This window comes from Cloacibacterium normanense, from assembly GCF_002943105.1.
Lineage (GTDB): Bacteria > Bacteroidota > Bacteroidia > Flavobacteriales > Weeksellaceae > Cloacibacterium.
The window spans coordinates 115474-136105 of the sequence record NZ_PTPZ01000005.1 but is presented as its reverse complement, the minus strand read 5'-3'; the positions used below and the strand labels follow the sequence as shown (position 1 = coordinate 136105).

The 20632-nt window shown below is 33.7% G+C and carries 16 protein-coding genes; 13 read left to right on the top strand and 3 right to left on the bottom strand.

The window, feature by feature from the left end; all coding sequences use genetic code 11:
* Positions 1–56: 56 nt before the first annotated feature.
* From pdxA to rocD, 6 genes are all read left to right on the top strand, one after another.
* On the top strand, positions 57–1145 hold the full coding sequence (gene pdxA, locus C3729_RS09460; protein ID WP_104793910.1) for a 4-hydroxythreonine-4-phosphate dehydrogenase PdxA: 1089 nt from the start codon (positions 57–59) through the stop codon (positions 1143–1145).
* A 48-nt stretch (positions 1146–1193) separates the two neighbouring features.
* The gene (locus C3729_RS09455; protein ID WP_104793909.1) at positions 1194–1718 is read left to right on the top strand and encodes a YceD family protein; all 525 of its coding nucleotides are present in this window, start codon (positions 1194–1196) and stop codon (positions 1716–1718) included.
* Positions 1719–1749: 31 nt separating this feature from the next.
* Positions 1750–1950 (top strand): 50S ribosomal protein L32, encoded by a 201-nt coding sequence (gene rpmF / locus C3729_RS09450; RefSeq protein WP_069797844.1) that lies wholly within the window; start codon positions 1750–1752, stop codon positions 1948–1950.
* Positions 1951–2066: 116 nt separating this feature from the next.
* Entirely contained in the window at positions 2067–2543 is a 477-nt protein-coding gene (gene accB / locus C3729_RS09445) for an acetyl-CoA carboxylase biotin carboxyl carrier protein (protein WP_104793908.1), read from the top strand.
* Positions 2544–2640: 97 nt separating this feature from the next.
* Positions 2641–3999 (top strand): acetyl-CoA carboxylase biotin carboxylase subunit, encoded by a 1359-nt coding sequence (gene accC / locus C3729_RS09440; RefSeq protein ID WP_104793907.1) that lies wholly within the window; start codon positions 2641–2643, stop codon positions 3997–3999.
* 103 nt (positions 4000–4102) lie between these two features.
* The gene (rocD, locus tag C3729_RS09435; RefSeq protein WP_104793906.1) at positions 4103–5341 is read left to right on the top strand and encodes an ornithine--oxo-acid transaminase; all 1239 of its coding nucleotides are present in this window, start codon (positions 4103–4105) and stop codon (positions 5339–5341) included.
* A gap of 31 nt (positions 5342–5372) precedes the next feature.
* Here rocD and C3729_RS09430 read toward each other — a convergent pair whose 3' ends face one another.
* A complete protein-coding gene (locus tag C3729_RS09430; protein ID WP_104793905.1) occupies positions 5373–5717 on the bottom strand; it encodes a phosphomannose isomerase type II C-terminal cupin domain in 345 nt (114 codons plus the stop codon).
* A gap of 110 nt (positions 5718–5827) precedes the next feature.
* On the opposite strand from C3729_RS09430, the gene gltX reads away from it, so the two are divergent.
* Positions 5828–7339 (top strand): glutamate--tRNA ligase, encoded by a 1512-nt coding sequence (gene gltX / locus C3729_RS09425; RefSeq protein ID WP_104793904.1) that lies wholly within the window; start codon positions 5828–5830, stop codon positions 7337–7339.
* Between the two features lie 52 nt (positions 7340–7391).
* Positions 7392–8348: an acetyl-CoA carboxylase carboxyltransferase subunit alpha gene (locus C3729_RS09420; RefSeq protein ID WP_104793903.1), complete on the top strand. Its 957-nt coding sequence runs from the start codon at positions 7392–7394 to the stop codon at positions 8346–8348.
* A gap of 36 nt (positions 8349–8384) precedes the next feature.
* Here C3729_RS09420 and C3729_RS09415 read toward each other — a convergent pair whose 3' ends face one another.
* Entirely contained in the window at positions 8385–8960 is a 576-nt protein-coding gene (locus tag C3729_RS09415) for a DUF6759 domain-containing protein (RefSeq protein WP_104793902.1), read from the bottom strand.
* Between the two features lie 122 nt (positions 8961–9082).
* Here C3729_RS09415 and tsf point away from each other — a divergent pair, with 122 nt between their 5' ends.
* The 5 genes from tsf (at position 9083) to C3729_RS09390 (ending at position 19298) form a co-directional block, all read left to right on the top strand.
* A complete protein-coding gene (gene tsf / locus C3729_RS09410; RefSeq protein ID WP_069798828.1) occupies positions 9083–9907 on the top strand; it encodes a translation elongation factor Ts in 825 nt (274 codons plus the stop codon).
* Between the two features lie 109 nt (positions 9908–10016).
* Positions 10017–13061, top strand: coding sequence for a choice-of-anchor L domain-containing protein (locus C3729_RS09405; protein WP_104793901.1), 3045 nt, complete (start codon positions 10017–10019; stop codon positions 13059–13061).
* Positions 13062–13114: 53 nt separating this feature from the next.
* Complete coding sequence (locus tag C3729_RS09400; protein ID WP_104793900.1) at positions 13115–17284, top strand: gliding motility-associated C-terminal domain-containing protein; 4170 nt, start codon at positions 13115–13117, stop codon at positions 17282–17284.
* 99 nt (positions 17285–17383) lie between these two features.
* Entirely contained in the window at positions 17384–18844 is a 1461-nt protein-coding gene (gene guaB, locus C3729_RS09395; protein ID WP_104793899.1) for an IMP dehydrogenase, read from the top strand.
* 82 nt (positions 18845–18926) lie between these two features.
* On the top strand, positions 18927–19298 hold the full coding sequence (locus tag C3729_RS09390) for a DoxX family membrane protein (protein ID WP_104793898.1): 372 nt from the start codon (positions 18927–18929) through the stop codon (positions 19296–19298).
* An 18-nt stretch (positions 19299–19316) separates the two neighbouring features.
* Here C3729_RS09390 and C3729_RS09385 read toward each other — a convergent pair whose 3' ends face one another.
* A complete protein-coding gene (locus C3729_RS09385) occupies positions 19317–20552 on the bottom strand; it encodes an OFA family MFS transporter (RefSeq protein ID WP_260204510.1) in 1236 nt (411 codons plus the stop codon).
* Positions 20553–20632: the final 80 nt, after the last annotated feature.

The window sequence follows — 20632 nt, the reverse complement described above, 5'->3', positions numbered from 1 at the left end:
ATTAAAAATCACTAAATTTGTGACAATCTTTTTTTAAAATTCAAAGATAATTAAAAATGAATTCTAAACACCATAAAATTAAGGTAGGAATTTCAGTGGGAGATTTTAACGGAATAGGCGTAGAAATCATCCTAAAAGCACTGAAAGACAAAAACATTACTGACTTTTTCACGCCGATAATTTTCGGATCGGGGAAATTATTTTCTTACCAAAAGAATGTGTTTAAGATTAACACCACTTTTAATTATGTACAAACTGCCAAAGAAGCCGCTAATGGCAAACTCAACATTGTAAATCTCTGGAAAGACAATGTAAATGTAGACTTCGGTACACCTACTGAAGAATCTACTAAAATGGCTATAGATTCTTTAGAAGCCGCTACAGATGCTTTAATGAAAGGCGAAATAGATGTTTTGGTAACCGCTCCTATCAATAAAGACGAGATGATGAAGCAAGGCTTCAAACATGCTGGTCATACTGGTTATTTTGAAGAAAAATTCGGCAAAAAAGGACTTATGTTCCTCGTTACCGAAAAATTAAAAGTTGCAGTTTCTACGCATCATATTCCTGTTTCAGAAATTTCTAAAAATATTTCTAAACAAAAAATAAAGGAACAAGTGAGAGTTCTCAACCAATCATTGATTGAAGATTTCTGCATCCAAAAACCGAAAATTGCTATTCTAGGCCTTAATCCTCATGCTGGAGATGGCGGTGCAATTGGCAAAGAAGAAATAGAAATTATAGAACCTGCTATTAAAGAATTATTTAATGAAGGAATTTTAGCTTTTGGCTCTTTCCCTGCAGACAGCTTCTTCCAACCAGAGAAATACAGTTCATTTGATGCTGTTCTAGCAATGTATCATGACCAAGGATTAGCTCCTTTTAAAACATTAGCTTATGAAGAAGGCGTAAATTACACTGCAGGATTGCCCTTCATCAGAACTTCGCCAGATCATGGAGTAGCGTATGACATTGCAGGTAAAAATTTAGCAGATGAGCAATCTTTTTCTGAGGCCATTTTTACAGCGATTAAAATTTTTAAAAATAGAAACGAGTATCAAGACCTCATAGAAAACCGCTTGAAACCAAGAGTTTTAGCTCACGACAATGGTATAGATGAAGATTTACCAGAAGAAAATGAATAAAACTTTTGTTATTTAAAAAAATTAACTTATTTTTGCACACCATTTTTTATGGACAAATTTAGAAATTATGACGTAGCATTTTCAGGGCTTAAGACTGGAAAGCACGAATTTAAATTTGAAGTAGAACAAGCGTTCTTTGATTTATTCGAGACTGAACAAGAGTTTTTAGGCGCTAAAATAGACGTAGATGTATTATTAGAAAAGCACTCTACCTTTTTAGATTTCCTGATTAAAATCCATGGAACAGTAAATTTAGTTTGTGACATCACCAGCGAAACTTTTACTCATCCTATAGAAAACGAAATAAAATTCTTGGTAAAATTCGGAGAAGAATATGATGATAGTAATGAAGAAGTAATTACCATCCCACAAGGAGATAGTGCTTTTAACATTTCTCAGGCAATTTACGAAGCAGTAATATTATCTATTCCTATGAAAAAAATCTCTCCTAATGTAAAAAAAGAAGATTTTGAACTCATCGAAAAATTCAGTCCCAAAGAAATTGAAGAAGAAGAAACCCTCGAAATAGACCCTCGTTGGGAAGCTTTGAAAAAATTAAAAGACAAAAAATAGAAATCTTACATAAAGTTTAAAGAATTACAAAATGGCACATCCTAAAAGAAGACAGTCATCTACTAGAAGAGATAAAAGAAGAACTCACTACAAAGCTGTGGTTCCTCAATTAGCAAAAGATGCAACTACAGGTGAATTACACTTGTATCACAGAGCACATTGGCATGAAGGAAAACTATACTACAGAGGAAAAGTAGTATTAGAGAAACAAGTAGAAACTACTGAAGACTAATTAAGAAAAAGCATAGCTTTTTTCTTTTCGATAAAAAAACCATTCTATTTATATAAAAAATTGAATGGTTTTTTGTTGTTTTATTACTATATTTGAAGCCGTAAAAAATTATATATATGGACTCTAAAGAATTATTAAATCTTATAAGATTCGTAGCAAAAGCTGGTGTTTCTGAAGTGAAATACAAAACAAAAGATTTCGAAATCAACATAAAAACTCCACTTGCTGGTAGTGAAGCAGTAAGTTATGTACCTCAACCTGTAGCTTATCAAGCTCCTGCAGCTGCACCAGTTGCCGCTCCAGCTGCTACTGCTACCGAAACAAAAGCTGAATCAACTTCTGATGACAGCAAATACATCACCATTAAGTCTCCTATGATTGGCACTTTCTACAGAAAACCATCTCCAGACAAAGATGTATTCGTAAATGTAGGTAGTGAAGTGAAAAATGATACAGTGGTTTGTGTAATCGAAGCAATGAAATTATTCAACCAGATTGAAGCAGAAGTTTCTGGTAAAATTGTTAAAATTTTAGTAGATGACGCTTCTCCTGTAGAATATGACCAACCGTTATTCTTAGTAGACCCATCATAAGTAATTTTAAATTATAAATTATAGATTTTAAGTGAATCTTTTTCATTTTAAAATAATTTAAAAATTCAAAAATTTAAAATTTAAAATTTCTAAAAAGATGTTCAAAAAAATATTAATTGCCAATCGTGGAGAGATTGCTATGAGGATTCTTCGTACTTGTAAAGAGATGGGAATCAAAACGGTAGCAGTTTACTCTACTGCAGACAAAGACAGCTTGCATGTGAGATTCGCAGACGAAGCTGTTTGTATAGGACCACCTGTAAGTAAAGATTCTTATCTTAAAATTTCTAATATCATTGCTGCTGCAGAAATTACCAATGCAGATGCTATCCATCCTGGTTACGGATTCTTATCAGAGAATGCAAATTTCTCAAGAATTTGTGAGAAAAATGGTATAAAATTCATTGGTGCCACTCCAGAGCAAATAGAAAAAATGGGAGACAAAGCTACGGCTAAATCTACCATGAAAGAAGCTGGCGTTCCTTGCGTTCCGGGTTCTGATGGCTTAGTTCCTAACTATGAAACCGCTGCTAAATTAGCCGAAGAAATTGGCTATCCTGTAATGATTAAAGCTACAGCTGGTGGTGGAGGAAAAGGAATGCGTGCTGTTTGGAAGGCAGAAAACCTAAGAGATTTATGGGATTCTGCTGTACAAGAAGCTACTGCAGCTTTCGGAAATGGAGGTATGTATATGGAAAAACTTATTGAAGAACCAAGACATATCGAAATTCAAATTGCTGGAGACCAATATGGCAATGCTTGTCACCTTTCAGAAAGAGATTGCTCTGTTCAGAGAAGAAACCAAAAACTAACCGAAGAAACTCCATCTCCATTCATGACCGAAGAATTGAGAGAAAAAATGGGAGAAGCTGCTGTAAAAGCTGCAGAATATATTGGTTATGAAGGAGTAGGAACTATAGAATTCTTAGTAGACAAACATAGAAATTTCTATTTCATGGAAATGAATACCAGAATTCAAGTAGAGCACCCTATTACTGAACAAGTAGTAGATTTTGACTTAATTAGAGAGCAAATTTTATTGGCAGCTGGTCAACCAATTTCTGGTAAAAATTACTATCCAAAATTACACTCTATAGAATGTAGAATTAATGCGGAAGATCCTTTTAATGATTTCCGTCCGAGCCCAGGAAAAATTACTGAATTGAACATTCCTGGTGGTCACGGAGTAAGAGTAGACACTCACGTTTACAAAGGATATACCATTCCTTCTAACTACGACTCTATGATTGCTAAAATTATTACTACAGCGCAAACTAGAGAAGAAGCAATTGCAAAAATGAAACGTGCTTTAGAAGAATTCTACATTGCAGGAATTAAAACGACTATTCCTTTCCATAGACAATTGATGGAACATCCTGATTATCTTGCAGGAAATTACACCACTAAATTTATGGAAGATTTTGTAATGGATAAATCTTACGAAAACATTATTTAAAATGTTTTAAATAAATGAAAAAGTTGTCTTGAAAAAGGCAACTTTTTTTATTGAAAAATTCTAAAATTAAAATGTAAATTTGTAAAAATTCAATAATACATTTATGTCTACAAAAAACGCTCAATATTATATAGATTTAGAAGATAAACATGGTGCTCACAACTATCATCCGCTTCCTGTTGTATTAGAAAAAGGTGAAGGTGTATATGTTTGGGATGTAGAAGGGAAACAATATTTTGATTTTCTATCAGCATATTCTGCAGTAAATCAAGGACATTCTCACCCTAAAATTGTAAAAGCACTTACGGAACAAGCTCATAAACTTTCTCTTACCTCTAGAGCGTTCTACAATTCAAACTTAGGAGAATACGAGAAAAAAATCACTTCTCTTTTTGGATTTGACAAAGTTCTCCCGATGAATTCTGGTGCAGAAGCAGTAGAAACAGCCATTAAACTCGCTAGAAAATGGAGTTACGAAGTCAAAGGAATTAAAGATGGTTATGCTAAAATAATCGTTTGTGAAAACAACTTCCACGGAAGAACTACCACCATCGTTTCTTTTTCTAATGACAAAGATGCACACAATAATTACGGACCATTTACACCCGGATTTTTAAGAATTCCTTATAACGATATTGAAGCATTATCAAAGGTTTTAGAAGATGAAGCACAACACATCGCTGCATTTTTAGTAGAGCCTATTCAAGGAGAAGCTGGTGTTTATGTTCCAGATGAAGGATATTTAAAAAATGCTTCAGAATTGTGTAAAAAACATAATGTTCTTTTCATTGCAGACGAAGTTCAAACGGGTATTGCTAGAACAGGAAAATTAATCGCTTGTCATCATGAAAATGTTCAGCCAGATATTCTTATTTTAGGAAAAGCACTTTCTGGAGGCATGTATCCTGTTTCTGCAGTTTTGGCAAATGATAACATTATGCAAGTTATTCATCCTGGTCAGCATGGTTCTACTTTTGGAGGGAATCCATTAGCTTGCGCAGTTGCAGTAGCTGCCCTTGATGTAGTAGAAGAAGAAAAATTATCAGAAAGAGCAGAAGAATTAGGAAAATTTTTCCGTGCAGAAATTCAGAAAATCATTGCTAAGACAGATTTGATTTATCAAGTAAGAGGAAAAGGCTTATTGAATGCTATTTTGGTGAATGATACTCCAGAATCACCTACTGCATGGAATCTTTGTATGCAATTTGCAGAAAATGGTTTATTAGCAAAGCCTACTCATGGCAATATTATAAGACTCGCTCCACCATTGGTAATTACCAAAGAACAACTGTTAGAATGTGTAGCTATTATAGAAAAAGTAATCTTGAATTATAAAAAATAAAAAAATCCCGAGTATTTCGGGATTTTCAATTTTAATTTCTTTCGTAATCATCTTCTATTCTTACGATATCATCTTCGCCAAAATAAGTTCCAGTTTGTACTTCTACAAAAACCAAAACTTCATCACTGCGATTCTCTATTCTATGTTTAGCTCCTTGAGGAATAAAAATACTCTGCCCATATTGTAAGAAATTTTCTTCCCCATCTAATACTACTACCGCCTCTCCTTCTACGATTGTCCAAAATTCTTGACGATGATGATGGTACTGATAAGAAAGTCTTTGATTAGGCAAAACTTCTATTCTTTTTAATTTAAAATTAGGTTCATCTTGTAATACAAAATACTTTCCCCAAGGTCTTTCACCAATTTCTAGCATGTTTTTAAAGTTTAAATTATATTACAAAATTAAGAAATAAAAATTTTAGGCACTGTATAATAATCAGAAAACTATAAAAATCGTAAATTTGCAACTTAAAATTTCATAAAATGAGCAAAGTAAGAGTGCGTTTTGCACCAAGTCCTACTGGACCTTTACATTTAGGTGGTGTAAGAACAGCGTTATACGATTATCTTTTTGCCAAAAATAAAGGCGGAGATTTCGTGCTGAGAATAGAAGATACAGATACAGCAAGATATGTAGAAGGTGCAGAAGAATACATTATGAAAGCTCTAGAATGGTGCGGCATTATTCCAGATGAATCCCCAATTCATGGAGGAAACTACGGACCTTATAGACAATCAGAAAGAAGACATATTTACGACAAATACACCGCAGAAATCCTGAAAACGGATTATGCATATATTGCTTTTGACACTCCCGAAGAATTAGAAAAAGTAAGAGCAGAATACGAAGCAAAAGGCGAAGTTTTTTCATACAATAATTTCACCAGAAATAGTATGACAAATAGTCTTACACTTTCTGAACAAGAAACTCAGGAACTCATCAATCAGAACGTTCCTTATGTGGTAAGATTTAAAATGCCGATTGATAGAATTGTAAATCTAGAAGACATCATCAGAGGAAAATCTTCTGTAAACACCAATACTTTAGACGATAAAGTTTTGGTTAAAAATGATGGAATGCCCACTTATCATTTCGCTAATATTATAGACGACCACGAAATGGAAATCACCCACGTAATCCGTGGTGAAGAATGGCTTCCTTCAATGCCTTTACATGTTTTATTATATGAAGCAATGGGTTGGACTGCTCCAGAATTTGCACACCTTTCTCTAATTCTAAAACCAGAAGGAAAAGGGAAATTAAGCAAAAGAGACGGCGCAAAATTTGGATTCCCAGTTTTCCCAATGAATTTTTATGATGAAGCAACTGGCGAAACATACAAAGGTTATAAAGAAGAAGGTTATTTACCAGAAGCTTTTGTAAATTTCTTGGCACTTTTGGGCTGGTCACCTTCAGATGATAAAGAAATCCTAAGTCTAGAAGAAATGGCTTCAGAATTTGATTTGCATAAAGTTCACAAAGCGGGCGCAAGATTTTCTAAAGAAAAAGCAGAATGGTTTAATCACCAATATCTTCAAAAGCAGTCTAATGAAGAACTTTTAGAAAGTTTTAAAAATTTAGAAGAAACTCAAAACATCAATCTTTCAGACGAAACCTTATTAAAAATTATCGGTTTAATGAAAGAAAGAGCCACTTTCGTGAAAGATATTTATGCACAAGGAAAATTCTTCTTCGAAGCACCTGTTGTATATGATGAAAAAGCATTAAAAAAAGCTTGGAACGAAGAAACAGCTTCCATCATGACAGAACTTTCTGAAAAATTAAACACTACAGAATTTAAATCCGAAATTTTGAAAGAAGAAATTCATCATTTAGTAGAAGAAAAAGGGTTAGGTTTTGGGAAAGTCATGATGCCACTTAGACTCGCTCTAGTAGGGGAATTAAAAGGACCAGACGTGCCAGATTTATTAGAAATTTTGGGCAAAGAAGAAAGTTTAACAAGGCTAAAATTAGCCATAGAAAAAATAAAATAATTCTTTCAAACAAGAAATTTTACTACATTTGAAGGATTAATTCTAAACAAAAATGGAATATTTAGATTTTGAATTACCAATTAAGGAGTTAATGGAACAATACCAAACTTGTTCTTTAGTTGGTGAAGAAAGCGGTGTAGATATGAAATTGGCTTGCAGCCAAATTGAAGACAAAATCATCGAAAAAAAGAAAGAAATCTACGGAAATCTTACGCCTTGGCAAAGAGTTCAACTATCACGTCATCCAGACAGACCCTACACATTAGATTTTATTAATGGAATTGTAGACAAAGATAGTTTTGTAGAATTACACGGTGATAGAAATTTTGCTGATGATCCTGCAATGGTAGGTGGTCTTGCAAAAATAGACGGTCAAAGTGTAATGATTATCGGAACTCAAAAAGGAAGAACTACTAAGGAAAGACAGCGCAGAAGATTCGGGATGAGTAATCCTGAAGGTTACAGAAAAGCGCTTAGATTAATGAAATTGGCAGAAAAATTCAGAATTCCTGTTGTTACTTTCATTGATACTCCTGGAGCTTATCCTGGTTTAGAAGCCGAAGAAAGAGGTCAAGGTGAAGCCATTGCTAGAAACATCTATGAAATGTGCCAAATGAAAACTTCTATTATCACCATTATCATTGGAGAAGGTGCTTCTGGTGGTGCTTTAGGAATTGGTGTAGGAAATAAGGTATACATGCTAGAAAACACTTGGTATTCTGTAATTGCACCAGAAAGTTGCTCTTCTATTTTATGGAGAAGCTGGGAGCACAAAGAAACTGCTGCCAATGCATTAAAACTTACTCCACAAGATATGCTGAAAGAGAAAATCATCGATGGTATTATAGAAGAACCACTTGGTGGAGCTCATTATGATCCTCAAATAGCTTATAATAATGTGAAGAAAAATATTTTAACCAATATTAAATCGCTCAAAAATTTCACTGGTGATGAATTAGTAAATCACAGACAAGAGAAATTTATTGCAATGGGTAGATTTGTAGGTTAATTTTTCTAAAAAATATTTGAATAAAAAAGTCAGAAATTATTTTCTGACTTTTTTTGCTGCATTCAAGTTGATTTCTAAATCTTGTGTTATATTTTTAACCGATGCGTATTGCGCATTACAAATCATCGTGGTAATTCTGTACGTTCCTTTCTGCACCAGAATATAATTTTCACCCATTTTAGGAACATCTAGATTATAGAATTTTTTTCCTTCGAATTTTACAATGAGGTTACACTCAGATTTATTTCTAATCAAAACGTAAGCATCTTTTTTATTGGGGTCATTATTAAATAAGTGCGTAAGAACTTCGGCAGTACGTTTTGCTTTAGCATCTGGTTCTCCTTTTGCCTCACTTTTTTCTACTTGTTTTTCTAATTTCTCGGTATTCAGCGGTTGTATACTCGGTTTAGCGGCTGCATTTCCACTCCCAGTCATACTGTTTAGTTTTCTTTGAAGAAAAGCCGAATTCTTATTATGTGGATATTTTTTAATAAAATCCGCAATCACTTTAGGGTCTTTACTCAGCATTGCTTTGTCTAATTCCTGAGAAGTTTGCGAAAACGAAAAGGTGGAAAAGACCAGCAAAATAAGAAGTAAAAGTTTATTTTTCATTATAGTTTAATATCAATTATTTTAAGAAATATAACGCAAAAACCCTCTTTTTAGTTTACACGAAATTTCATATCTTTGCAAATCTAAAAATTTACCAAATAAATAAACAAAAAATTTCAATTATGTATACACCAGTTGCTGCAGACGTAGCTAAACTTAGAAACACGACAGGTGCAGGTATGATGGACTGCAAAAAAGCGCTTACAGAAGCTGAAGGAGATTTCGAAAAAGCTATTGAAATCCTTAGAAAAAAAGGACAAAAAGTAGCTGCTAACAGAGCAGATAGAGAATCTACAGAAGGAGCTGTAATTGCTAAAGTAAATGCTGACCACACTGCAGGTGTTGTAATCGCATTAAACTGCGAAACTGACTTCGTTGCTAAAAACGAAAGCTTCGTAAAATTAGCTCATGATTTCGCTGAAAGAGCGCTTAATTTTGACTCTAAAGAAGATTTCTTAGCTTCTGACTATAATGGTATTTCAGTTGCTGAAAAATTAATTGAACAAACAGGTGTTATTGGTGAAAAAATTGAAATCGGTGCTTTTGAAAAATTAGCAGGTGATTTCGTAGGTTCTTACATCCACGCTGGTAATAAAATCGCTACTCTTACTTCTCTTTCTGCTAATGTAGAAGGTGCTGAAGATGCTGCTAAATCTGTAGCTATGCAAGTTGCTGCTATGAACCCAATCGCTTTAGACGAAACTCAAGTTTCTCAAGAAGTTATTGACAGAGAATTAGAAATCGAAAGAGATATCTTAACTAAAGAAGGAAAACCTGCAAACATTATTGATAATATCCTTAAAGGAAAAATGCAGAAATTCTATAAAGAAAACACTTTAGTACACCAAGCTTTCATTAAAGATGGAGGTATGTCTGTAGCTGATTTCGTAAAATCTGTAAACGGAGATTTAAAAGTAACAGGATTCAAGAGAGTTGCTCTTTCTTAATTCTTTTTAAATACTTAACTCATAAAAAACTCTGTAAGAAATTCTTACAGAGTTTTTTTATGCATTATTGGCAATAATAAAGTAAATTTGCTGTCCCTGTTTTAAAAATATGAGTCTGTCTAAGAATTTTAGTTTTATACTATTATTATTCATATCATTCATTAATGCACAATACATTAATGTAAATACCACTTATACCGCTAATGATTTGGTAGACAAACTCATAGGCTCGTCTACTTGCTTATCTGTATCTAATATTAATTTAAAGGGATACAATTCTAACGGAATAAAAAGCTATGGATATATCACCTCCAACAATTCAGGTTTTGAGATCAATGAAGGGATTCTTCTTACGACTGGTGACGCTTCTAAATCATCTGGAGTTTTTTCTGGAATACAAAGTTTTGAACCTTCAGATTGGTTGGGAGATGATGATTTAGAAACCGCAGTCAACATTGTGGGAACAAGTAATGCTACTATTTTAGAGTTTGACTTTATCCCGACTACCAATAAAATTAGTTTTGAGTACATGTTCCTTTCTGAACAATATTTAAGACAGGGTGATCCTGGAGGCTGTGGATACACTGATGGATTTGCATTTTTAATTAAAAAAACTACAGACGCCAGTTATAAAAATCTTGCTTTAGTTCCTAACACCAATGTTCCTATTACTTCAGAAACCGTAAGAGGCTCTGGAGGAAGATGTCAAGAAAGCAATTCACAATATTTTGGTCATTATAATCCAGACAGAACACAAACCAATTTTAACGGTCAAACTGCCATTCTCACTGCTGAAACCAATGTGATACCCGGCACAAAATATCATATAAAATTGGTTATTGCAGACCAAGGAAATGGTAAATACGATTCGGGAGTAATTTTAAAAGCAGGTAGTTTTGTGGGAAGTAGAGATTTAGGTCCAGACAGATTGATTTCTACAAAAAATCCACTTTGCGAGGGAGACAATTTGACTTTAGATGCTTCTACTCCTAGTTCATCCTATCAATGGTACAAAGATGGAAATATACTCTCTGGAGAAACTTCAGCTACTTATACAGTTAATTCTCCTGGCAAATATGAAGTAAATATTTCTAATTCAAATTGTAATTTAAAAGGTACTATTTTGGTAGAATATCTAGAAAAAGCAATAGTAGCCACTAAAACTTTTAACAATTGCGACACAAATTTTGACGGAAATATTCCAATTAAGTTAGATGACTTAAATGCTACCATTATTACCAATTACAAACCAGAATTTGTAGTAAAATATTATCCAAATTTAACCGATGCTACTCTTGGAAATGCCAATACTTTGCCCAATAATTGGTCATACAATACAGACATCACCATTTATGTAAGAGTAGAAAATGGTGTTTGTGCTCCAGAAATTCAACCTATTCAATTTATTTTCGGGAATAAAATTTTAGTAACTAATTATTCTACAAATGTTTGCGATAGCGATTTTAACAATACCGAAACCGTAAATTTAGACACTTATCTACCTCAACTTACCTCAGAAACTGGATATACTCACCAATTTTATCTTACCAAAAATGATGCAGATTTAGAACAAAATCCTATTGCTTCTTCACAGAATTTAACCACACCTACTACTTTCTACGTAAGAATTAAAAAATCTGGAATTTGTGATAACATTGCAGCTCTTACCCTTAATTTTGGACAACCTAAAAGATCAAATTTACCTCCCGTGGTTACCATTTGTGAAGGGGAAACCACAAATCTTGATGCAAATATAGGTGGACTAGAATTCTCCACATACTTATGGAGCAATGGGGAAACTTCTCATCAAATTAATAATGTAGGAAAAGGTGAATATACCGTGATTTTGACTTCTGAAAACGGCTGTACTTTTACTCAAAATGTAAAAGTTGTAGAGTCTCCAAAAGCGATTGTTGATATTTCTAAATTCAATACTACCCTTTGTGACCAAAATTTAGATGGAACCATCAAAGTAAATCTGAACAAAGTTACTGCTGCAATTCTTCTAAATCCAGGAATCTATCGAGCTAAATATTACGCAAATATTACCGATGCAAATGCTGGAAACGCGAATGCTTTAAACAATTCTTGGTCATTTTCTACAGACACAACTATTTTTGTAAGGGTAGAATCTGATTATTGTCCTGCTCTAATTTATCCTTTAGAGTTTAAATTTGGAAATAGAGTAACTTTATTGACTTCTACTCTTTCTCAAGAGGTGTGTGATGATGATTTAGACGCTATAAAATCTGTAAATCTTAAAACATTTGAATCTTTCTTTACCACGGATAATAGCGTTTCCATAACTTATTTCAACTCTGAAAATGATGCGAAAAATAATATCAATCCTATTTCAAGCACTCAAAATATTACTTCAACTGGAACTTATTTCTTAAGATTAGAACAAGCAAATTCTTGTCCGAATTGGGCGAAAATTACGGTAAATATTAAAACTCCAAAAGCTTCTTTTGATTTACAAAATAAAACTATTTGTAAAAACACCACCGCTGAGGTAGATGCAGGTACCAATTTCATTTATTACAAATGGAGCAATGGAACCGAAGGAGAAACACTCCACAATGCTACTTATGGAATAGGAACGCATTATGTAGAACTTACTTCTACAAATGGTTGTGTTTACAAGCAATCTTTTACGATTTCAGAAGCAGCAGCCCCTGTAATTGACAGCGTGATAGAACAAGGAAACAGCATTACCGTAAATGTTTCGGGTGGAACTGCACCTTATGAATATTCTTTAGACCAAATCAATTGGCAGACTTCTAACATTTTTTACAATCTCAATAGAGGCGTGCAAAAAGTATACGTAAGAGACAGTAAAAAATGTACAGTTAAAGGATATGAATTCTCCATCATTAAGCTACTTAACGCCATTACTCCAAATGGTGACGGATTAAATGATGTCCTAGATTACTCAGATTTACGAGTGAAAAAAGAGGTGAAAATTCTCATTTTTGACCGTTTTGGAAAGAAAATTTTCAGCAATGAAAATTCTACTAGCTACATTTGGGATGGAACAGAAAACGGCAGACCTCTTCCTAGTGGCTCGTATTGGTACATTTTAGAATGGACAGAGCCTGATACCAATACTAAAGTAAGTAATAAAGGTTGGATTCTTCTAAAAAATAGAAATTAGAATGCTCTCATAATAAAAACATTACTTACATTTGTTAAGTTTTTTTTACACAAATGAAGAAATTTTTAACTTTTTTACTATTTTTATTTTTCTTTGCCAAAATTTTCGCTCAATTTGATACAGAACATTGGTTTGCACCAATGGCAGATGCTTCTAATGGCTCAGAAGCTCAACAATATATTTATATTTCCACTAATGAATCTACTCCTTTTAAAGTAGACATCTACAACAATAATATCGTCATAGGAACCATCAACAATCTGAGCAAAGGAAGTCCTCAGAAATTTTATATTCCCAGAGAGTATATTATCACCAGTAATAATATTGAAATCAATGCAAAAGCTACCTTAGGATTACACTTGGTAGGAGAAAAAAAATTCTTTGCCAATTTAAGATTCTCTGTATTTAACCATGCCGAAATTCTAACTTCTAAAGGAAAATCTGCATTAGGAAATCATTTTTTTATAGGAATGGGAGAACAATATATTCCTAACGACATAAGAAATATAAGAGGAATTAACGCTGTAGTAAGCGTGATTGCAACAGAAGATAATACTACTGTAAAATTGAGTGGTTATAACAAAGACGTTATCTTCTCGGACAGTAGTACAGATGATGAAAAAGTAATCGTGCTTAAAAAAGGAGAATCTTATATATTCGAAACTTTAGTAGCTGATACCAACGCTAATCTGGAAGGACTTATTGGTTCTACCATTACTTCTGATAAGCCCATATCTGTAACCAATGGAAACTTTCTAAGTGTAGCCGAAAATAAAGGTAATTATGATGTTTTAATGGACCAATCAGTCCCTATAGAAAGAATAGGAACAGAATATGTAATCCTTAAAGGAAATGGTACTGCAAATGGATTAAATGAAGGTTATACTGAAAAGACTTTGGTAATTGCTACAGAAGACGACACCCAAGTTTTTGTAAATGAGAGTAATATTCCTATTAGCCTTAATAAAGGACAATATCATTTCATAAGAGGAGGCTTTTATAATCCAAGTAATAATATTTTTAACTTATACATTAAATCCACTAAGCCTATTTATGTATATCAATTTTTAGCCGGAACAGATGGAACAGATGGAACTCCAGAATTTGCAACGGGCGGTTTCAATTTTATTCCTGCACTAAGTTGTTATCTTCCGAATAACATAGATGAAATTGGTTCCGTAAACGAAATGCCATATAGAAATTCTTTTGCAAAATATAAAAATACCAAACTTAATATCATTACAGAAAAAGGCGCAACAGTTTCTATCAACGGAGTTCCTATTAGCTCTAGTTATGGACCATTTGCGTTAAGTGGAAACTCTGCTTGGGAAACTTATGTTGTTCCCAACGTCTCTGCTAATATTTCTATAAAATCTAACAAAGCCGTTACAGCAGGGATTGCTTCAGGAAACGGAGCTGTAGGTTATGGCGGCTATTTTGCAGGTTTTAATTCTGTACCTATTATATCCAAAGGAGGTGATTGCGAAAAAGGAAATGTAACACTAGAAGTAGATAATACTTATGATGGTTATCAATGGTATTACAATGGAAATCCTTATACAGGATCTGGAGCAAACACCTACATCATCACTCCCACAGAAAGTGGAGATTACTATGTGAAAATTTCCAAAAGTAGTTGTGGCAGCCTAGACTCTCCTATTTTTAAATTTCAAAGATGTCCTTTTAAAACAACATTAGCGATAGAAGTAAGTGACTGTACTCCTACCTATAAAATCACTCCTAAATTTTCTACATCTACCCAAACTATAGATATTCGTTCTATAAAAATCACAAAAGCTCCATCTTATGGAACTGCTTCTATAGATGCTACTACAGGCGAAATAACTTATACTTTAACGGATACTACTGTAATTTCAGATACTTTTACCTATTCTTTTTCTGGCACAGAACCTAATTATCCAGATACAGAATTTGTAACAGTAAATATTATTGTCAATAGATTAAAAACCATCACTGGTGAAGCGCTTGCTTGTATTAAACCTGATAAAACAGGGGATTTTGACCTTACACAAGCCAAAGTTTCTAATGACACCAACATTACCAAGGTAGAATATTTTGAAAATTATGATGCCGCAACGAAAACGTTCTCTAATCCTATTGCCAATTTCACCAGCTATAACTCTATCCCAAAAACCATTTATGCAAAAGTGACAAACAGCTATGGCTGTACAGAAATGGCAGAAATAAATTTGAATTTTTATCCTATTCCCAATATTGATACGCTAAAATTTGATTCAACTTTATGCGATACTGATTTTGACGGACTTTACGAACCTGATTTCGATGAAATTTCTAAAACCATTGTCAATAATTCAGCAGATTTTGACATTTATTATTTTGACAACCCTGGATTTAATTTCCCTGCGTTACCAAAAAATTGGACTTATACTACACCAACCCGAATTTACATTTTAGTAGCTTCTAGAAATGGCTGTACCAATGCAACTGGCTTTTTGGATTTTAAAATTGGAAACAAACTTTCGGTTACAGACGCTACTTCTCAAATTTGTGATGGAGATTTTAACAATACAGAAGCCGTAAATTTAGACACTTATTTGCCTCAACTTACCTCAGAAACTGGTTACTCACGCCAATTTTATCTCACCAAAAATGATGCAGATTTAGAACAAAACCCTATTGCTCCTTCACAGAATTTAACCGCAACTACTACTTTCTATGTAAGAATCAAAAAATCTGGAATTTGTGATAACATTGCTGTTCTTACATTTAAGTTTGGACAGCCTAAAAAATCAAATTTACCTCCAGTCATTACCGTTTGTGAAGGAGAAACCACAAATCTTGATGCTGGACTAGAATTCTCCGCATACTTATGGAGTAATGGTGAAACCTCTCACCAAATTAAAAATGTGGGAAAAGGTGATTATTATGTTATTTTGACTTCTGAAAACAATTGTACTTATACACAAAAAATAAGCGTAGTAGAATCCCCAAAAGCCATTATAGATATTTCCAAATTCAATACTACAGTTTGTGACCAAAATTTAGATGGAACCATCGAAGTAAATCTCAACAATGTTACTGCTGCAATTCTTCTCAATCCAGGAATCTATCGAGTTAAATATTACGCAAATATTACCGATGCAAATGCTGGAAACGCAAATGTTTTAAACAATTCTTGGTCATTTTCTACAGACACCACTATTTTTGTAAGAGTAGAATCTGATTATTGTCCTGCTCTAATTTATCCTTTAGAGTTTAAATTTGGAAATAGAGTAACTTTATTGACTTCTACTCTTTCTCAAGAGGTGTGTGATGATGATTTAGACGCCGTAAAATCTGTGAATCTTAAAACATTTGAGTCTTTCTTTACCACGGACAATAGCGTTTCCATCACTTATTTCAACTCTGAAAATGATGCGAAAAATAATGCCAATCCTATTTCGAGTATACAAAATATTACTTCAACAGGAACTTATTTTTTAAGATTCGAAAAAGCAAATTCTTGTCCGAATTGGGCGAAAATTACGGTAAATATTAAAACTCCAAAAGCTTCAACTACTCTTCAAAATAAAACAATTTGTAAGAATACAACTACTGTTGTAGACGCTGGTACTGATTTTACCTATTACAAATGGAGCAATGGAACCGAAGGAGAAACACTCCACAATGCTACTTATGGTGCGGGAACCCATTTTGTAGAACTGAAAGCAGAAAACGGATGTGTTTACAAACAATATTTTACGATTTCAGAAGCAGTAGACCCTGTAATTGACAGCGTGATAGAACAAGGAAACAGCATTACCGTAAATGTTTCGGGTGGAACTTCACCTTATGAATATTCTCTAGACCAAATCAATTGGCAGAATTCTAATGTGTTTTACAATCTGAGATATGGAGTACAAAAAGTATACATAAGAGATGCATATGTTTGTACACCTGTTGAATATGAATTCGCCATTATTAATATTATTAATGCCATTACTCCAAATGGTGATGGAATAAATGACGTTCTAGATTACTCAGATTTAAGGGTGAAAAAAGACGTGAAAATTTCTATTTTTGATAGATTTGGGAAAAAAGTGTATTCCAGCGAAAAACAATCCAATTACATTTGGAATGGAACAGAAAACGGAAGAAGTATCATCACGGGAACATATTGGTATGTTTTAGAATGGACAGAACCTGATACCAACACTAAGATTACTTATAAAAACTGGATTATTGTAAAAAACCGAAATTAATACAATACAAAGCTTCCTAAAATTTAGGAAGCTTTTTTATTAAGAAAATTTAATTTTCATGATTAAAAAAAAACGTTTAATTTTGCAAAGAAAGTAAAGATGTCTATTCACAACAAAATCGTAGAAACCGCCATCACCTTTGATGATGTGCTTCTTATCCCTTCTTACTCAGAAGTTTTACCCAACCAAGTTTCTCTTAAATCTAGAATTTCAGACAAAATCACGCTTAATGTTCCTATCGTTTCCGCAGCGATGGACACCGTTACAGAAGCAGATTTGGCCATAGCTATTGCCAGAGTTGGAGGTTTAGGTTTTATTCATAAAAACATGCCTATTCCAGAACAAGCGGCACAAGTAAACCGTGTAAAACGTTCAGAAAACGGAATGATTGCTGATCCTGTTACGCTTTCTAAAGATCATACTTTGGCTGAAGCTAAGGAACTTATGGCGAAATATAAAATCTCTGGACTTCCAGTAGTAGATACAGAAAATAAATTAATTGGAATCATCACCAATCGTGATGTAAAATATCAAGAAAATCTTTCTGCAAAAGTAGAAGAATTGATGACCAAAGAAAATCTTATCACTTCTGATAAATCTACCAACTTAGAGCAAGCCAAAGAAATTTTGCTTAAAAACAGAATAGAAAAACTTCCGATTGTAGATTCAGAAAATCATTTGGTAGGATTAATTACCATAAAAGATATCGACAATCAATTAGAATATCCTCAAGCCAATAAAGACCAAAACGGAAGATTAATCGTAGGAGCTGGAGTTGGTGTAGGAGATGACACAATGACTAGAGTTGCTGCATTAGTAGAAGCTGGTGTAGATATTATCGCAGTAGATTCAGCTCATGGTCATTCTAAAGGTGTTCTCGATAAAATTACAGAAATTAGAAATGCTTTTCCAGATTTAGATATTGTAGGCGGAAACATTGTTACTGCAGATGCAGCTGAAGCTTTAATCAAAGCTGGAGCTAACGTATTAAAAGTAGGAGTTGGTCCTGGTTCTATCTGTACTACCAGAGTTGTAGCGGGAGTTGGTGTTCCTCAACTTTCGGCGATTTATAACGTTTACGAAAAAGCTAAAGAATATAATGTAGCCGTAATTGCAGATGGTGGAATTAAACTTTCTGGTGATATTGTAAAAGCTATCGCTTCTGGAGCTGGTGCAGTAATGCTAGGTTCACTTTTAGCAGGAACGGAAGAAGCACCAGGTGAAGAAATTATTTTCCAAGGTAGAAAATTCAAATCTTATCAAGGAATGGGAAGTCTTTCTGCTATGAAACGTGGTGGAAAAGAAAGATATTTCCAAAGTGAAGCCAAAAAATTTGTTCCAGAAGGAATTGAAGGAAGAGTTCCATACAAAGGAAAATTAGAAGACGTAATCTTCCAATTGACTGGTGGAATTAGAGCTGGAATGGGTTATTGCGGAACAAAAGATATAGAAACTTTACAAAAAGACGGAAAAATGGTGATGATTACAGGTTCTGGATTAAAAGAATCTCATCCTCACGATGTAATTATTACGCAAGAAGCTCCGAATTATTCACTATAATTCCTAGAAACTTTAAAATAGAAATCTCTCAAAAATTTTGAGAGATTTTTTTATATCTTTACTTCACATCAAATTAAATTATATGAAAACAGTTTACAACATTTTATGCATTCTCTTCGGAGTGGGAATGATTATTTTCGGGGCAAATAAATTTTTCAACTTTATGCCAACGCCAAAACTAACTCCAGAACAACTAGAAATGTTCAATGCTTTTGGCAAAATTGGTTGGTTAATGCCTCTCATTGCGATTACAGAAATTGTAGGAGGACTTTTAGTATTACTTCCAAAAACAAGAGCAGTTGGTGCATTAGTTATGTTACCAATTATTATTGGGATTTTAGCGCATCATTTTCACCATGATCCTTCCGGAATTGTTCCAGGATTGGTTTTCGCGGTAATTTTACTTTGGATTTTGTGGGAAAATAGAAAAAAATACAGTCAACTGATGAACTGATATTCTAAAGCTCAATTTTTATTGAGCTTTTTTATTTTTCACAAAAAACGATAACCCAATTCCCAAAGCTATTAAAACCAAAGCTACTTTATAGGCATATAATCCTGCGTTTTCGGCGAAATGATCTTTCATGTAAGCGGTGATTTGTGGACCTAAAATTCCACCAACTCCCCAAGCTGTAAGTGCTGCTCCGTAAACTATCGGCATCAGTTTTGTTCCAAAAAAATCTTTAATTAAAGACGGTAAAACGCCGAAACCTCCTCCATAATTCAGTAAAATCAAACAAACACCTACAGAAAATAAAATGGGTGATTTAATAAAAATCAAGGAAGCAAAAACACCCATTTCTATTAAAAGTAATAATCTGAAAGTGGTTACTCTTCCTAATTTATCTGAAATACTTCCCCAGAAAAATCTTCCTAACCCATTGAATAATGCACTAATTGCAATTAAAGTAGCTCCACTTTTTTCTAGCGTTGCGGTGTCTATATTTACGTTTTCGGCTTTCAATAAGTCTTGTAATAAAGGTGATTGAAACGATATAAAAATCATTCCTGCAACTACATTAAACATGAAAATCAACCAAATGAAAATAAAATTGGGAGAGAGAATTTCTTTGGTAGCACTTAATTTTTCGGCTGAAATTTCTGTCGATTTTTCTTCTGTTGGCAAGTTCAAAAAATTGGCAAAAAACGGAAGAAGAACCAAAAGAGTAATCCCAATTGCAAGGAAAGTTTTGGCTAAATCTTTTTCAAAATATTCTAAAAAAATCGGAGCGAGAAGCTTTGACATGAGTAAAGCACCCAATCCAAATCCCATTACCACCATTCCAGTAACCAAACCTTGTTTGTCTGGAAACCATTTAGAAACTGTAGCAACTGGCGTTACATAAGCCAAACCTAAACCAATTCCGCCCACAATTCCGTAACCGAAATACAGCAGCCACAAACTTTCGTTTTGTAAAGCGAAATAGGAAATAATATAACCAAAGGCGTAAAGAAATGCTCCTATTAACGCTAATTTTCTCGGCCCAAATTTCTGTAAATTTTGTCCGCCCCAACTTGCAGTTACACCCAACATAAAAATGGCTAAACTAAATGCCCAAGCTGTTTCTGAATTGCTCCAACCAAAAGTTTCGGAGACGGTTTTCTGGAAAAAACTCCACGCATAAACTGTTCCTAAACACAGATGTACTAAGGTCGCCATCACGGCAATAAACCATCTTTTTCCCGAATTCTGCATAGCACTTTTCATATATAATTTGACGATGCAAAATTATCACTTGAAAAAACTTCCAGAAATTTTATACGGCTGAATTATCGCAGGTTTTCGAA

Excerpts from the sequence above, each read along its gene's own strand:
- pdxA (WP_104793910.1), top strand. The coding sequence starts at position 57 with ATGAATTCTAAACACCATAAAATTAAGGTAGGAATTTCAGTGGGAGAT.
- C3729_RS09455 (WP_104793909.1), top strand. The coding sequence starts at position 1,194 with ATGGACAAATTTAGAAATTATGACGTAGCATTTTCAGGGCTTAAGACT.
- rpmF (WP_069797844.1), top strand. The coding sequence starts at position 1,750 with ATGGCACATCCTAAAAGAAGACAGTCATCTACTAGAAGAGATAAAAGA.
- accB (WP_104793908.1), top strand. The coding sequence starts at position 2,067 with ATGGACTCTAAAGAATTATTAAATCTTATAAGATTCGTAGCAAAAGCT.
- accC (WP_104793907.1), top strand. The coding sequence starts at position 2,641 with ATGTTCAAAAAAATATTAATTGCCAATCGTGGAGAGATTGCTATGAGG.
- rocD (WP_104793906.1), top strand. The coding sequence starts at position 4,103 with ATGTCTACAAAAAACGCTCAATATTATATAGATTTAGAAGATAAACAT.
- C3729_RS09430 (WP_104793905.1), bottom strand. The coding sequence starts at position 5,717 with ATGCTAGAAATTGGTGAAAGACCTTGGGGAAAGTATTTTGTATTACAA.
- gltX (WP_104793904.1), top strand. The coding sequence starts at position 5,828 with ATGAGCAAAGTAAGAGTGCGTTTTGCACCAAGTCCTACTGGACCTTTA.
- C3729_RS09420 (WP_104793903.1), top strand. The coding sequence starts at position 7,392 with ATGGAATATTTAGATTTTGAATTACCAATTAAGGAGTTAATGGAACAA.
- C3729_RS09415 (WP_104793902.1), bottom strand. The coding sequence starts at position 8,960 with ATGAAAAATAAACTTTTACTTCTTATTTTGCTGGTCTTTTCCACCTTT.
- tsf (WP_069798828.1), top strand. The coding sequence starts at position 9,083 with ATGTATACACCAGTTGCTGCAGACGTAGCTAAACTTAGAAACACGACA.
- C3729_RS09405 (WP_104793901.1), top strand. The coding sequence starts at position 10,017 with ATGAGTCTGTCTAAGAATTTTAGTTTTATACTATTATTATTCATATCA.
- C3729_RS09400 (WP_104793900.1), top strand. The coding sequence starts at position 13,115 with ATGAAGAAATTTTTAACTTTTTTACTATTTTTATTTTTCTTTGCCAAA.
- guaB (WP_104793899.1), top strand. The coding sequence starts at position 17,384 with ATGTCTATTCACAACAAAATCGTAGAAACCGCCATCACCTTTGATGAT.
- C3729_RS09390 (WP_104793898.1), top strand. The coding sequence starts at position 18,927 with ATGAAAACAGTTTACAACATTTTATGCATTCTCTTCGGAGTGGGAATG.
- C3729_RS09385 (WP_260204510.1), bottom strand. The coding sequence starts at position 20,552 with ATGAAAAGTGCTATGCAGAATTCGGGAAAAAGATGGTTTATTGCCGTG.